This is a genomic window from Methylobacillus methanolivorans, assembly GCF_054588515.1.
This window is the reverse complement of the sequence record NZ_BAAILT010000002.1, coordinates 1272675-1286106: the sequence shown is the minus strand read 5'-3', so window position 1 is coordinate 1286106 and position 13432 is coordinate 1272675. Positions and strand designations below refer to the sequence as shown.

Genomic DNA, 13432 nt, shown 5'->3' with positions numbered 1-13432 from the left:
CCTAGAGTTCCAGAGTATTCAATGATTGCCCGGCAAGTGCCTGCCTTACCGAAGCGTCCATACGGCGTGCTGCAAAGCTTTCTGTCGCATGATTGAGGTTGTTCACGGCCTGGGTGATCGCAGCGCTATCCTCTTGTTGTGCCAAGTGACGCAAACTTTCCATCTGACGGTTGATGTCGGTTATTTCGGCTTCGCTTAACAGTGCATCACCATCTTGGCGCAATGCAGCTTCAATCGCCTCTAGTAGCCGGGCGGCATCCACTCTGGCTTCTTGTAGGGCGCGTGCTTGCTTGTCCGTTTCAGCCGAGCTAAAAGATGCTTGTAGCATATTGGTGATTTGGTCTTCGCTTAAGCCATAGGAAGGTTTGACAACGATATTGGCATGAGCGCCACTGGTTTGCTCTTGTGCCGATACGGAAAGTAGTCCATCGGCATCCACTTGGAAGGTGACGCGAATGCGTGCAGCACCTGCCGCCATGGGTGGAATGCCGCGTAGTTCAAATCTCCCGAGAGAGCGGCAGTCTGACACTAGCTCGCGCTCACCTTGCAAGACATGGATACTCATCGCTGTTTGACCATCCTTGAAGGTGGTAAAGTCCTGGGCGCGCGCGACTGGCAAGGTGGAGTTGCGAGGAATGACTTTCTCTACCAAACCGCCCATGGTTTCTAGACCTAGTGAAAGCGGGATGACATCCAGCAACAGCAAATCATCATCATGACGATTGCCCGCCAGGATATTAGCCTGGATGGCTGCTCCTAAGGCAACCACTTGATCAGGATCGAGGTTGGTCAATGGGTCTTGGCCGAAAAAGCTGGTGACGGCATGGCGTACTTGCGGCATGCGTGTCGCGCCACCGACTAGCACCACACCCTGGACTTCCTTCACGTCAAGTGAGGCATCACGCAGCGCTTTGCGTATCGGGGTTAATGTGCGGTTCAGCAATTGTTGGGTAAGTGTGTGAAATTCTGTCTGGCTTAGGCTCAAGTCAACGATCTCACCGTCACTGAGTACGGCAGTGATACTTGCGCTAGCGTGCTCGGTGAGCCACTCCTTGGCTTCCCTGGCCTTGGTCATAAGCAGGCGCGTATCCGCAGGGGTGAGTGGTTGCAGGCGAGCTTGTTCCAGTATCCAGCAGAAAATACGACGATCAAAGTCGTCACCACCAAGGGCAGAGTCCCCATTGGTGGATAGCACTTCAAAGACCCCTTTACTCAGGCGCAGGATGGATACATCGAATGTGCCGCCACCAAGGTCATAAATGACATAAATACCTTCTGATGAGTTATCCAAACCGTAAGCTACAGCGGCGGCTGTGGGTTCATTCAGCAGGCGCAGCACATTGATGCCAGCCAGCCGGGCGGCATCCTTGGTGGCTTGACGTTGTGCATCATCAAAATAGGCTGGGACGGTAATCACGGCACCGGTTAATTCTCCACCTAATGCTTGTTCAGCACGGGCCTTAAGGGCTTGCAGAATGTCAGCAGACACTTCAACCGGGCTCTTGATCCCAGCGCGAGTGTCGATTTGCACCATGCCTGGTGTCTCAATGAAACGGTATGGTAGGTGGCTGGTATCGCCAATATCGTTCAAGCCACGGCCCAGGAAGCGCTTGACCGATACAATGGTGTTTTGCGGATCCTGGCTTTGCTGCAATTGGGCAGGGTAGCCAACCTCAATCTGCCCGTCAGCAGTGTAATGCACGACAGAGGGCAACAGAGCATGCCCAGTTTCATCTAGCAGTACAGTGCTGAGGCCGCTACGCACGGTTGCAACCAATGAGTTGGTCGTGCCCAGGTCTATTCCCACCGCCAGGCGATGCTGGTGGGGGGCGGCGCTCATGCCGGGTTCTGATATCTGTAATAAAGCCATAGCGTGCGGTTATTCGTCTTCCAGTTTGCTGATCTTGTGTTCGACATCACTACGAATCTTGTCGATGAAACTCAATTTGCGCACAGTGCCCGAGGCTTCTTGCCATGCATGTTGTTGGTCAAGGTGATTGGCCAGGCTATCTTCTAGTGTCATGGCTTCTGCGCGCATATCCTTGAGCAAGCGATCCAATACTGTGATATTGCCCTCATCAAATGCATCCTCTGCAGTCTCGCGCCATTCCATTTGCAGCATGAGGAAGTCGGCGGGCATGGTGGTATTGCTCTCTTCTTGCGTATCTATGCCTTGTAATTGCAACAGGTAGCGTGCGCGAGAAGTTGGGTGCTTGAGCGTGTGATAGGCTTCATTCGCCTGGGTCGCCCATTGCATAGACTGCATGCGCTCGCTTGGTGACGCGGCAACAAAGCGATCTGGGTGTACTTCTGCTTGCAATTTGCGATAACGCTGATCCAACAGGGTCATATCCAGTGAGAACTGGATTGGCAAGCCAAACAATGCAAAATAATTCTGCTGTAAATTAGACATAAAGGAAGGGTTTGAACTGAATGGGGCAGTGCAGTTAACACACTGCCTTAAGCTGAGGGGCGCGGCTTATACCGTAAAGCTTTCACCGCAGCCACATTCATCCTTGACGTTAGGATTGTTGAACTTGAACCCCTCGTTAAGGCCCTCCTTGGCAAAGTCCAGCTCAGTACCGTCAATGTAGACTAGACTCTTGGGGTCGACGATCACCTTGACATCGTGACTGTCGAACACTACGTCTTCAGCATGGATGTCATCAACAAACTCTAGCGTATAAGCCATGCCGGAACAGCCAGTGGTTTTGACGCCCAAGCGCAGGCCAACACCCTTGCCGCGGTTGGCAAGGAATTTCTGCACGCGTTTGGCAGCAGTTTCTGTGAGCGAGATTGCCATGTGAGTTCCGTCCTTTACGCTGCCTGTTCGTCCTTGGTGCCTTGTTTGGCTTTGAGGTCAGCCACTGCTGCGCGAATGGCGTCTTCAGCCAGCACTGAGCAGTGAATCTTGACCGGTGGCAGTGCCAATTCTTCGGCAATATCGGAGTTCTTGATTTCCATCGCCTGGTCCAGGGATTTGCCCTTGATGAGTTCAGTCACGAGCGAACTGGAAGCAATCGCGGAACCGCAACCATAGGTCTTGAACTTGGCATCTTCAATAATACCTTGGTCGTTGACCTTGATTTGCAGTTTCATTACGTCGCCGCAGGCTGGAGCGCCAACCATGCCAGTGCCGACAGAAGGGTCGTTCTTGTCCATAGAGCCAACGTTACGTGGGTTCTCGTAGTGGTCGAGTACTTTGTCTGAATAAGCCATTTTTTTACTCCTTAATGTGCCAATATGCCGAGAGTTATACTGTGTCTCAACGATATTGGCAGGTCATGTATCTCATGTATTAATACCGCTTTGATCGGCAGGCCATATACCCAGGCGCTTATTTAATGCGCTGCCCACTCGACCGTATTCAGGTCTACACCATCCAAGTGCATTTCCCAGAGCGGGGAGAGTTCACGCAATTTGCCAATCTTGCTCTTCATCAACTCTACGGTGTAATCAATATCTTCTTCTGTGGTGAAGCGCCCGATAGAGAAGCGGATGGAGCTATGTGCTAATTCGTCTGAACGTCCCAATGCCCGCAGGACATAAGAAGGTTCCAGGCTGGCCGAAGTACAGGCGGAACCGCTGGAAACCGCAATGTCCTTGACTGCCATGATCAGCGACTCACCTTCTACGAAGTTGAAGCTGATATTCAGGTTGTGAGCAACGCGATGTTCCAGATCGCCATTGACGTACACCTCATCAATCTCCTGCAAGCCCTTGAGCAGACGGTCACGCAATATGCGGATACGGACGTTTTCGCTATCCATTTCCTCACGGGCAATACGGAATGCTTCACCCATACCAACGATCTGGTGTGTAGCCAGCGTGCCGGAACGCATGCCGCGCTCATGGCCACCGCCGTGCATTTGTGCCTCAATGCGTATACGAGGCTTGCGACGTACATACAGCGCGCCAATACCCTTGGGGCCATAGGTCTTGTGGGCAGAGAAGCTCATCAAGTCCACAGGCAGTTTTTGCAGGTCTATATGCACCTTGCCAGTTGCCTGTGCCGCATCAACGTGGAAAATTACGCCTTGCTCGCGACAAATGTTACCGAGTGCTTCAATATCCTGAATAACGCCAATCTCGTTATTCACCAGCATCACGGATGCCAGTACAGTATCTGGGCGCAAGGCAGCCTTGAATTTTTCTAGGTCAACGAGGCCATTGGTTTCTGGGACCAGATATGTTGCTTCGTAACCCAGTCTTTCCAGTTCGCGCACTGTATCGATCACGGCTTTGTGCTCGGTTTGTACGGTAACGATATGTTTGCCCTTGGAGGGGCTGTAAAAATTGGCTGCGCCTTTGATCGCCAGATTGTTGGACTCGGTGGCGCCAGAGGTCCAGACAATCTCGCGCGGGTCTGCATTTACCAACTTGGCTACTTCTTCACGTGCATTTTCCACGGCTTTTTCCGCTGTCCAGCCAAAAGAGTGACTGCGTGAAGCGGGGTTGCCGAAATGTTCGGTCAAGTAAGGGATCATCTTTTCCGCTACCCGTGGATCAAGTGGGGTAGTGGCTGAATAATCCAGATAAATAGGCGTACGTACTGTCATTTTGCGATTCCTAAACTGCGATAGCAGTTAACTTTCTCAATCTTGTGAGTTCACCTTCCAGTGCTTGCAGGAAGGCCTCCACTTCATGTAATTCATTATTATTGCCAAAGCTCACGCGAATCGCACCACGTGCGATGTCGGGGTGTATGCCCATGGCGAGTAACACATGACTAGGCTCGGTGTTATCGCTGGAGCATGCGGAGCCACTGGCTACTGCAAAACCCTGCTTATCCAGTGCCATCACCAACGTTTCACCTTCAATGCCCTCAAAGGCAAAGAAGCTGGTGTTGGGCAGACGTTCAGCACCAGCACCAAAAATGACGGCACCTAGATGATGCAGACCTTGTTCCAGACGCTCACGTAATACAGCCAATTTTCCTTGACGATCTCTCGCCTCGTTGGCTGCCAATTGACAGGCAGCACCAAAGCCCACAATCGCGGCAATGTTCTCGCTACCGCTTCTCAAACCTTTTTCCTGACCGCCGCCATACAGCAGTGGTTGAATATCGATCCGCTTATCCATAATCAATGCCCCTGCACCTTGGGGGCCATTAATCTTGTGCGATGAGAGACTCATGGCATGGACGTTCAGGTGACTGAAATCTACGTCAATCTTACCCAATGCCTGCACTGCATCGGTATGCATATAAGCTTTGTGCTGGCGGGCAATTTCACCCAGAGCAGCAATGTCTTGGATTACACCAGTTTCGTTATTGGCCAACATTATGGACACAATGTCGACCTTATTTTTCAATATGGTCTCTAAAGCGCTTGTTTCAACTTGTCCATGTAGATTGCAGCCGACTCGATCCAGTGCCCAACCTTGCCACCTAAGTGCTTCTGCTGGCCTTGAAACCGCCGGGTGTTCTAGGCTGCTGATGGCAATCCGGCCTTTTTCCAGTGCTTGTGCTACACCAGTGATAGCGAGATTGTCAGCCTCGGTGCCCCCGCTAGTGAAAATCACTTGTGAGGGGTGTGTTCCTACTGCATCAGCAACCTGTTCCCTGGCTTGGTCAATGGCATTGCGTGCTGAGCGGCCAAAGATATGGCGGCTGGTGGCATTGCCTTGCTGCTCTGACAAATAGGGTAGCATCGCCTGTAACACGTTTGGGTGTAGGGCGCTGGTGCCATTGTTGTCAAAGTAGGTGGCGCGACGCATTTCGATGGCCTCGATTTAGGCGGCAACCTGTACTGGTGAGCGTGAGTTTTCGCGGCGCACAGTGAAGCGGATTTCCTTGCCTTCGCGCTGAGAAGCCACCAAATCTGCCAGGGCAACGCCAGAGAGGTAATCAAGTATCTTGGCATTCAGGCTGGACCAGAGGTCATGTGTCATGCAGGGCTTGCCTTCATGGCAGTTTTCTTTGCCACCACATTGAGTCGCGTCAATTAACTCGTCCACTGCGGTAATGATGTCAGAGACGGAAATGTCGTGATGATTCTTGGCTAGGCGATAACCGCCGCCTGGGCCGCGGACGCTTTTTACCAGGCCATTACGGCGCAGGCGGCTGAAAAGTTGCTCAAGATAGGAAAGGGAAATGCCTTGGCGCTCGCTAATGCCAGCAAGCGTGACTGGCTTCTCCTCTTCATTGAGGGCCAGATCCAGCATCGCAGTCACTGCAAAACGGCCTTTGGTGGTTAATCGCATGTTCAGTTCCTAAAGTTGTTCGAATGGTGCGCCGCTACTGGATTGTGGCGACTGTTTCATGGCAAGTTTCTAGGATAAAATTCTAGAATACCTGAACACTTTAGTCAACTATTTTGTTGATGGAGTTCACATCAAAAGCTTGTCCCACTTCTGTATCTGTTTCGATGTCAGCGCCTAGCTTGGCTAGCTGCTCCTTGACGGTTTGTAACTGGGCATCTTGAAGAGCAATATGTTCAATCAGGGTGTGAATCGCCTTGTTTAAAGGGTCATTCATATTGTCACTCACCGCATAAGCTGCAAAGCTGATCTTGCCTGATACAGCATCTTGCTGGCGAGGTTCTTCCTGATCAATTAGTCGGGCGGGAATGCCGACGGCTGTGGCATTGTCCGGCACATCCTTGACAACAACGGCATTGGAGCCAATCTTGGCTTTTGCGCCTATAGTGATCGGGCCGAGCACCTTTGCGCCTGCGCCAATCACAACGCCACTTGATAATGTTGGGTGGCGTTTACCCTTGTTCCATGAAGTACCGCCCAGGGTGACACCATGATAAAGCGTGCAGTCATCGCCGATGATGGCTGTTTCCCCAATCACGACGCCCATGCCGTGGTCAATGAAAACGCGCCTGCCAATCACAGCGCCGGGGTGGATTTCAATGCCGGTCAGCCAGCGTGCAATATATGAGCTAAATCGCGCCAGCCAATAAAAGCGCATCTGCCAAAGCCAGTGCGAGACGCGATGGATGAGCAGGGCATGAACGCCAGGGTAGGTAGTCAGGATTTCCCAGCGCGTGCGAGCTGCAGGGTCTCGCTCGAATACGACATTGATGTCTTCTTTGATTTTGCTGAACATCCTACTATTTTACTCTGAAATGCGATGCAGGCGTTATGTCTCAGGGAGAAGGCGGTGCTGGCGGATGTGGTGTCTGTGTGGCGCTAAGTATGCCGCGCAGGATATTCACTTCCTCTTTTTCCAACCCTGCGCGCCCATACATCCGGCGTAGACGCTGCATCAGGCGCTTGGGCTGTGCTGGGTTCAGAAAGCCAATTTCAACCAATACTTGTTCCAGGTGAGTGTAAAAGCGCTCAACGTCGTCATTGGTCGCCATGGGAGCTGGTTCGGTACCTGATGGCTGTGGGTTGTTCAGTGTGGCCATGCGTAGTTCATAGCTAATCACCTGTACCGCTGCCGCGAGATTGAGTGATGAGTATTCAGGGTTAGCCGGAATCATAGCCAGTAGTTGGCAGTGATCAAGCTCGGCATTGGAAAGTCCGCTCATTTCCGTGCCAAACACGATGGCAACAGGGGTGTGGTGGGCTGTGGCTACTGCGCGCTGTACACCTTCGTGTGCGGAGACTAACTCATGCGAGAGTTCACGCCGACGGGCACTCATGCCAATAGCAAGGGTGGTACCTTGTAGTGCTTCTGTCAGACTGTCGCATACCAAGGCACGCTCCAGAATGTCTGTTGCCCCTGATGCCATGGCAATGGCCTCTGCATGGGGGAATGTTTTGGGGTTTACCAGCACCAGTTGGGATAGTCCCATGGTCTTCATGGCGCGTGCTGCTGCGCCTATATTACCGGGATGGCTAGTCTGGCAGAGCACGATACGTATTTGTTGTAGCAGGTTGGGTTTGGATGTCATGGCAATAAAGCTTAAAATAGCATTTTACCAGTTTAGGGCGTGTGCTTAAGAAAGCACAAGTTGCCTCTGTTCTTTAAAACCAGCCCGGCTTGCCGGGAAATCAATACGGAAAGAATCTATGCATTTGTTGAACAATGCGGTCAAGGCCGCTCGCCGTGCAGGCGATATTATCAATCGTGGCTCGTTGGATGTGGGTGCCTTGACAGTGCGTAGCAAGGACTATAACGATTTCGTCAGTGAAATCGACCACGCCGCCGAAGCCGCCATCATTGATGTGCTGAAAAATGCGTATCCTGACCATGGTTTTTTTGGCGAGGAAAGTGGCAAGCAGGACGAAGACGCTGAAAATGTCTGGATCATTGATCCGCTAGATGGCACAACCAACTTCCTGCATGGGTTCCAGCAATATTCCGTTTCGATTGCGCTCAGGCAAAGGGGCCTGATCACACGTGCTGTGATCTATGATCCTAGCCGTAATGATCTGTTTACCGCGATTCGTGGTGGTGGTGCGTTTCTCAACAATAAGCGCATCCGCGTGACGAATCGTCCCAAGTTGCAAGATTCCTTGATTGGCACTGGTTTTCCGTTCCGTGATTTCACGCATTTCGAGACCTATCTCGGCATGTTCAAGGATATGGTGAAGAAAACTGCCGGCTTGCGTCGCCCCGGCTCCGCTGCGCTAGATTTGGCCTATGTTGCTGCGGGTTGGTTTGATGGGTTCTGGGAAATCGGCTTGTCTACCTGGGATATTGCTGCAGGTTCCTTGCTGGTGCATGAGGCTGGTGGCTTGGTAGGCGATTTTGAGGGTAATGAAGGCTTCTTGGAGAGTGGCAATATCGTGGCCGCCAACCCTAAGGTATTTGCGCAAATGTTGCAAGTGCTGGCGCCACATTTGACTGAAGAGTTGAAGAGCCAAAAGAAGTAGCAACTGAGGGCAGCAGATGTTGCCCTTTTTTCATCTGATTTTCCATAAAAAAAGCCAGCGTGAGTTTTCACGCTGGCACTACACTATGGAGAAGTTGCAAAGAACATGGAGTGAACTCTTAACTTCTGTGGAGCATTCTAATCAGTCGATCATTGCGTTGCTGTAGGAATGTGTCACTTGGGAGTGGGGAAATGTTCATTTGTATTTCGTGCTGAATGGATAGGTGTCGGGACTTTTTCCCGTTTCTGTTTTCGGAGAACTGATTTAAATTGCGCAATCACTCGCAACTGCCTGATCTATCACGTTCGCCGATGAACCTAAAATTACGTCTCAACTTGATCATTACCTTGTTGCTGGCAACAGTATTGTTACTAGCAGCAGTGATGATGATCCACAACGCACGGGATGATGTGCGTGCGGAGGTGCAATCCACTGCAACGCTGGCCATGCACTTACTGGATGCAGAAATACTGCATTACACCTCTGATTTTGGTTGGTTGCGGGAAACCAACGGTCAAAATTCCAACTCGATGTTCCGCTTGCACAGCCTGGGCAATGTCCGTCATTTACGCATTGAGTTTTTTGATGCAAATGGACGGTTAAGAGATAGCAATATTGAAGGCGATAAGCAAGAACCAACTTCTTGGTTAGTACGGGCGATGGGATTTATTTCGCCTGCTATGCCTGAAATCCGTCGCAAGATATTTGCAAATGGCCGCATGATAGGCGAGCTGGTCGTGACGCCTGACCCCAGCTATGAAATTCAGGAAGTGCTCGGCGATATCATGGGGCTGCTGTTGTTGGTCGCGATCTTTTTTGTGGCGGTCAATGCCTTGGTGTATTGGGCTGTTGGTCGAGCAATGCGGCCAGTGGATAGCGTGATGACTGCATTGAACGAGCTGGAGCGTGGCAACTTGCAAGCCAGGTTGCCAGAGTTTGAATTGCCAGAGTTGGCCGGGATTAGTCGTAAATTCAATGCTATGGCCGAAACCCTGGAAAAAAGCATACATAATAACCATCGGCTTACCCAGCAGATGATTCGTCTGCAAGAAGATGAGCGTAAAAATCTCGCACGCGACCTACATGACGAAATCGGACAATACCTGACGGCGGTACATGTAGATGCTTCTGCCATCCTTAATGCCAAGAATATAGATGGGGCCAAGGAGAGCGCAAAAGCGATCAGTGTCGTAGCCAGGCAAATGATGGACATCGTGCACGATATGTTGCAGAGGCTACGCCCCTCGGGTCTGGATGCGTTTGGCCTTAGCACTGCCGTGACTGATCTCGTCAATACCTGGAAGCAACGCAACCAGCAAGTGACTGTCAATCTTGATATTCCGGAGCGACTGGATGATGTTGAGGATGAAACCACGGCGATTGCGATTTATCGTATCGTGCAGGAATGTCTGACCAATGTTACCCGACATGCCCATGCTAGCCAGGTAGACATACGTATCGGGATTGAGGGGGATATGGTGAGGATTGATGTTGAGGACAATGGGCGAGGATTTAATACTGCAGAATTACCATCCGGCTTTGGTTTGGCTGGTATGAGGGAGCGTGTAGAAGGCCTGGGAGGGTATTTCTCACTAGAAAGTGCGTTAGCTGCTGGCGCGCGTATCAATGTTGAGCTGCCATTACAAGAATCAGTAGGGGAAAAGCAATGAGTGTGAATATTCGCGTCATGTTGGTGGATGATCATGAGGTCGTCCGCTCTGGTTTGCGGCGCCTTCTTGAACAGAATGATGGGGTTGAGGTCATTGCCGAGGCCGACAGCGGGGAGCAGGCTTACCAATCTTATGGCGAACATTTGCCCGATGTGGTCGTGATGGACATGTCCATGCCCGGCATGGGTGGGCTTGAAGCCTTGCGGAGAATTATTGCGCGTTACCCTCAGGCGCGCGTGATTATATTCTCCATGCATGAAAATGCAGCATTTGCATCACAGGCATTGGGGGCCGGCGCTAGGGCATATGTCGCCAAATCGGGTGCGGCAGATGACTTGGTTCAGGCGGTACGTGAAGTTGCTCTGGGCAAGGGATATCTCAGCCCTGGTATTGCACAGCAGATTGCCCTGCAGACGCTTTCTGGTAGTGACGATCCGACGCGATTATTGTCTGCACGTGAGTTTGAAGTGTTTCGCTTACTGGCGGCAGGTAAGGGGATCGAAGAGATTTCCACTATTCTGAAAATCAGTCAGAAAACCGTGGCCAATTACCAGACATTGCTGAAACAGAAGTTGGGTATTACCAGTCCTATCGAACTGGTGCGCTTGGCAATCAAGCATGGCGTGATTGAAGGATAATGTGGCGCTAGTGTGGCATGAATGACTGGATGTGATTTTCGGGAGTAATTCCCAATATTTTTGGGGAATTAATGCAATAGCTGATTGATTAGCTTAAGCATACGATGTGACTTAACAGCTTGGGTTTTTCGTAAGATGTTCTGCCATCAAGCCTGTTGTTCACTCCATACTAAGGATTTACCAAAACCAGGATGAAACCTGGTTTTTTTTTGTCGGCAAATTATTCGCGCTGTTGAGTAATGCCGAAGCGTATCGCCATGTGCACCAATTGCCCTGTAGTCTGCACGTTGAGTTTCTGGCGCACTTGGGTCTGAATGTTGGCGGCAGTTTTGTAGCCGATATGCAATTGTTCAGCGATACCACTCAATGAAACGCCTTCAGCGATGCGGCGGAATACCTCAAACTCTCGAGGGGAGAGTTTTTCCAATGGGTTTTCGGTAGGAGTGAAGCGATCCATGGCGAGGTGCTGTGCCAATTCGTGTCCAATGTAGCGCCCGCCTCGTAGCACTTGCTTTACCGCTTCCAGCAGCACTTCCGGCGCATCAGTTTTCACGACATAACCCTTGGCACCTGCTTGCATGGCACGGGCAGCATAGATGTTGTCGTTATGCATGCTGAAAATAATGAGGCGTGCATTCGCATCTCTCGCAATAATGCGATGCAGGGTTTCCAGTCCGCCAATGCCAGGCATGTCCAGATCAAGAATGCCTAAGTCCGGATGATGTTCCTGCCATAGCGTGCAGGCACGTTCGCCATTTTCTGCTTCGGCGGTCACTTGATAGCCGGCGTTTTCCAATAAGGTGCGTAAACCGCTACGTACTACTGCATGGTCATCTGCCAACAGTATCTTTTGAGCCATATCTATTAACTTTCTTGAATTGCCTTGGAGGCGGTACTAAAAGGGAGAGTGGCCGAAATAACGACACCTTTCACCTTGCTGTGCACGTTAAACACGCCGCCTTCGGCTTCAACACGTTCGCGCATGCCTGAGAGGCCAAAGCCAGCCCTGGGAGAGTGAGGGTTGAAGCCAACGCCGTCATCACGTACTTCTATTGTGACTGTGTCGGAGAGAATCCCGCGGGTGCGCATCAGCTTGATAGAGATGTGGCTGGCTTGGGCGTGGCGTGCAATATTGGTCAAAGATTCTTGCACAATGCGATAAGCTACGATGCTGGTTTTTTCTGGCAGGCTTAAGCAGCTTTTATCCAATGATAGTTGGCAATCAATGCCAGGTTGCTGTTTTTGCCATTCGCTGACCAGTTGTTCGATGGCTTCTACAAGCCCATGCGCATCCAGCGCAGTAGGGCGCAGGCGATGAATTAATCCACGCACTGCTAGTTGAATATGTTCTACATGTGAATGGATACGAGTAGAAAATTCTCCCAGGGGATATGGTTTGTCCTTGGGAAGGCTGGCTAATTCCAGGCGAATTGCTGTGAGGTATTGGCCCATTTCATCATGAATTTCCCGCGCGATATTACGGCGTTCTTCTTCTTGAACTTCCATGGCATGGCGTGCCAGGGCCTGATTTTCTTTCAATAAAACTGCTAGCTCACGCTCAGCGAGGTGTTGTTCAGTAATGTCTGAAAAAAATCCATAGATATTTTTCTCGGGCAATTGTGGGTTATCCAAAGCGCGTGTCAGCCTTGCCATGACAATCCATGGGGCATGATCTGGCCGGGCGACAGTGAGCTCTGCAATATCTACTTTTTCTACGGAATGTAATTTCTTGCAAAGCTCATCCCAGTGTTTGCCAATCGCTTTTCTTAAGTTCAGGGTGGATTCGCTGTTGCCAGACATCGTGCTAAACGCTTGGTTGCAGAACAGAATGTTGCCATTTGTGTCTGCAATGAAATTGCCGCATAAACTTTGATCAAACAACGTCTTGAACATACGTTGGCTTTCCTGCGAAGCATGTTCAGCTTCTTCCCTACGATTGATTTCAGCCATGACTTCGCGCATACGCCGACGTGAGAACCAAATAGCGACAAATGCTGCAGTGAAGAGGACGAGGGGGAATTCATCCAATTGCAAGGACTCGTGAGCCAGTGCCCAGGCAATGAATTTTTCTGAGAGATCCAGTTTTGCCGAGAGGAGAAAGACACTCAGGATGATCATCATGGCAACAATGAAATCACGGGCAGACTGAGAAATGCGTGTCCAGAATGTGCTCAGGTTGGGGCGGTATGGAATGGTGCTCATTATCACGATATTGTGAAGACATCATTCATTGCTTGGAAGTGATTTTTTCCTGAAATCGCTTGCTAGGCCTGGATTTGTGAGTTTTTCCTGAGTTTGTGGGTGATTAATTTTTATTTACATTGAAATATTTTCAACACATATTCGGGA

At 50.7% G+C, this 13432-nt stretch carries 14 protein-coding genes; 3 read left to right on the top strand and 11 right to left on the bottom strand.

Annotated elements, in window-relative coordinates:
* Position 1: 1 nt before the first annotated feature.
* The 9 genes from hscA to LG202_RS07330 form a co-directional block, all read right to left on the bottom strand.
* Positions 2–1870 (bottom strand): Fe-S protein assembly chaperone HscA, encoded by a 1869-nt coding sequence (gene hscA, locus LG202_RS07370; protein ID WP_230347742.1) that lies wholly within the window; start codon positions 1868–1870, stop codon positions 2–4.
* Positions 1871–1879: 9 nt separating this feature from the next.
* The gene (hscB, locus tag LG202_RS07365; RefSeq protein WP_230347741.1) at positions 1880–2413 is read right to left on the bottom strand and encodes a Fe-S protein assembly co-chaperone HscB; all 534 of its coding nucleotides are present in this window, start codon (positions 2411–2413) and stop codon (positions 1880–1882) included.
* 66 nt (positions 2414–2479) lie between these two features.
* Entirely contained in the window at positions 2480–2803 is a 324-nt protein-coding gene (iscA, locus tag LG202_RS07360; RefSeq protein WP_230347740.1) for an iron-sulfur cluster assembly protein IscA, read from the bottom strand.
* A gap of 14 nt (positions 2804–2817) precedes the next feature.
* Entirely contained in the window at positions 2818–3219 is a 402-nt protein-coding gene (gene iscU / locus LG202_RS07355) for a Fe-S cluster assembly scaffold IscU (RefSeq protein ID WP_230347739.1), read from the bottom strand.
* 122 nt (positions 3220–3341) lie between these two features.
* A complete protein-coding gene (locus LG202_RS07350; RefSeq protein WP_230347738.1) occupies positions 3342–4559 on the bottom strand; it encodes an IscS subfamily cysteine desulfurase in 1218 nt (405 codons plus the stop codon).
* A 10-nt stretch (positions 4560–4569) separates the two neighbouring features.
* Positions 4570–5718: a cysteine desulfurase family protein gene (locus LG202_RS07345; RefSeq protein ID WP_230347737.1), complete on the bottom strand. Its 1149-nt coding sequence runs from the start codon at positions 5716–5718 to the stop codon at positions 4570–4572.
* A 15-nt stretch (positions 5719–5733) separates the two neighbouring features.
* Positions 5734–6204, bottom strand: a complete 471-nt coding sequence (gene iscR / locus LG202_RS07340; protein WP_230347736.1) for a Fe-S cluster assembly transcriptional regulator IscR — start codon at positions 6202–6204, stop codon at positions 5734–5736.
* A gap of 100 nt (positions 6205–6304) precedes the next feature.
* Positions 6305–7057, bottom strand: a complete 753-nt coding sequence (gene cysE / locus LG202_RS07335; protein WP_230347735.1) for a serine O-acetyltransferase — start codon at positions 7055–7057, stop codon at positions 6305–6307.
* Between the two features lie 40 nt (positions 7058–7097).
* Complete coding sequence (locus LG202_RS07330; protein WP_230347734.1) at positions 7098–7850, bottom strand: RNA methyltransferase; 753 nt, start codon at positions 7848–7850, stop codon at positions 7098–7100.
* A gap of 118 nt (positions 7851–7968) precedes the next feature.
* On the opposite strand from LG202_RS07330, the gene LG202_RS07325 reads away from it, so the two are divergent.
* The 3 genes from LG202_RS07325 (at position 7969) to LG202_RS07315 (ending at position 11083) form a co-directional block, all read left to right on the top strand.
* Entirely contained in the window at positions 7969–8775 is an 807-nt protein-coding gene (locus LG202_RS07325) for an inositol monophosphatase family protein (protein ID WP_230347733.1), read from the top strand.
* A 311-nt stretch (positions 8776–9086) separates the two neighbouring features.
* Complete coding sequence (locus LG202_RS07320) at positions 9087–10445, top strand: ATP-binding protein (RefSeq protein WP_230347732.1); 1359 nt, start codon at positions 9087–9089, stop codon at positions 10443–10445.
* Positions 10442–11083, top strand: a complete 642-nt coding sequence (locus LG202_RS07315) for a response regulator (RefSeq protein WP_230347731.1) — start codon at positions 10442–10444, stop codon at positions 11081–11083. The genes LG202_RS07320 and LG202_RS07315 overlap by 4 nt, the downstream gene beginning before the upstream one ends.
* 220 nt (positions 11084–11303) lie before the next feature.
* On the opposite strand, the gene LG202_RS07310 is transcribed toward LG202_RS07315, so the two are convergent.
* Both LG202_RS07310 and LG202_RS07305 read right to left on the bottom strand, forming a co-directional pair.
* Positions 11304–11942, bottom strand: a complete 639-nt coding sequence (locus LG202_RS07310; RefSeq protein ID WP_230347730.1) for a response regulator — start codon at positions 11940–11942, stop codon at positions 11304–11306.
* Positions 11943–11947: 5 nt separating this feature from the next.
* Positions 11948–13285, bottom strand: coding sequence for a histidine kinase (locus tag LG202_RS07305; RefSeq protein WP_230347729.1), 1338 nt, complete (start codon positions 13283–13285; stop codon positions 11948–11950).
* Positions 13286–13432 lie beyond the last annotated feature (147 nt).

Bases quoted from the DNA above. Each gene is read 5' to 3' on its own strand.
- hscA (WP_230347742.1), bottom strand. From the start codon at position 1,870: ATGGCTTTATTACAGATATCAGAACCCGGCATGAGCGCCGCCCCCCAC.
- hscB (WP_230347741.1), bottom strand. From the start codon at position 2,413: ATGTCTAATTTACAGCAGAATTATTTTGCATTGTTTGGCTTGCCAATC.
- iscA (WP_230347740.1), bottom strand. From the start codon at position 2,803: ATGGCAATCTCGCTCACAGAAACTGCTGCCAAACGCGTGCAGAAATTC.
- iscU (WP_230347739.1), bottom strand. From the start codon at position 3,219: ATGGCTTATTCAGACAAAGTACTCGACCACTACGAGAACCCACGTAAC.
- LG202_RS07350 (WP_230347738.1), bottom strand. From the start codon at position 4,559: ATGACAGTACGTACGCCTATTTATCTGGATTATTCAGCCACTACCCCA.
- LG202_RS07345 (WP_230347737.1), bottom strand. From the start codon at position 5,718: ATGCGTCGCGCCACCTACTTTGACAACAATGGCACCAGCGCCCTACAC.
- iscR (WP_230347736.1), bottom strand. From the start codon at position 6,204: ATGCGATTAACCACCAAAGGCCGTTTTGCAGTGACTGCGATGCTGGAT.
- cysE (WP_230347735.1), bottom strand. From the start codon at position 7,057: ATGTTCAGCAAAATCAAAGAAGACATCAATGTCGTATTCGAGCGAGAC.
- LG202_RS07330 (WP_230347734.1), bottom strand. From the start codon at position 7,850: ATGACATCCAAACCCAACCTGCTACAACAAATACGTATCGTGCTCTGC.
- LG202_RS07325 (WP_230347733.1), top strand. From the start codon at position 7,969: ATGCATTTGTTGAACAATGCGGTCAAGGCCGCTCGCCGTGCAGGCGAT.
- LG202_RS07320 (WP_230347732.1), top strand. From the start codon at position 9,087: ATGAACCTAAAATTACGTCTCAACTTGATCATTACCTTGTTGCTGGCA.
- LG202_RS07315 (WP_230347731.1), top strand. From the start codon at position 10,442: ATGAGTGTGAATATTCGCGTCATGTTGGTGGATGATCATGAGGTCGTC.
- LG202_RS07310 (WP_230347730.1), bottom strand. From the start codon at position 11,942: ATGGCTCAAAAGATACTGTTGGCAGATGACCATGCAGTAGTACGTAGC.
- LG202_RS07305 (WP_230347729.1), bottom strand. From the start codon at position 13,285: ATGAGCACCATTCCATACCGCCCCAACCTGAGCACATTCTGGACACGC.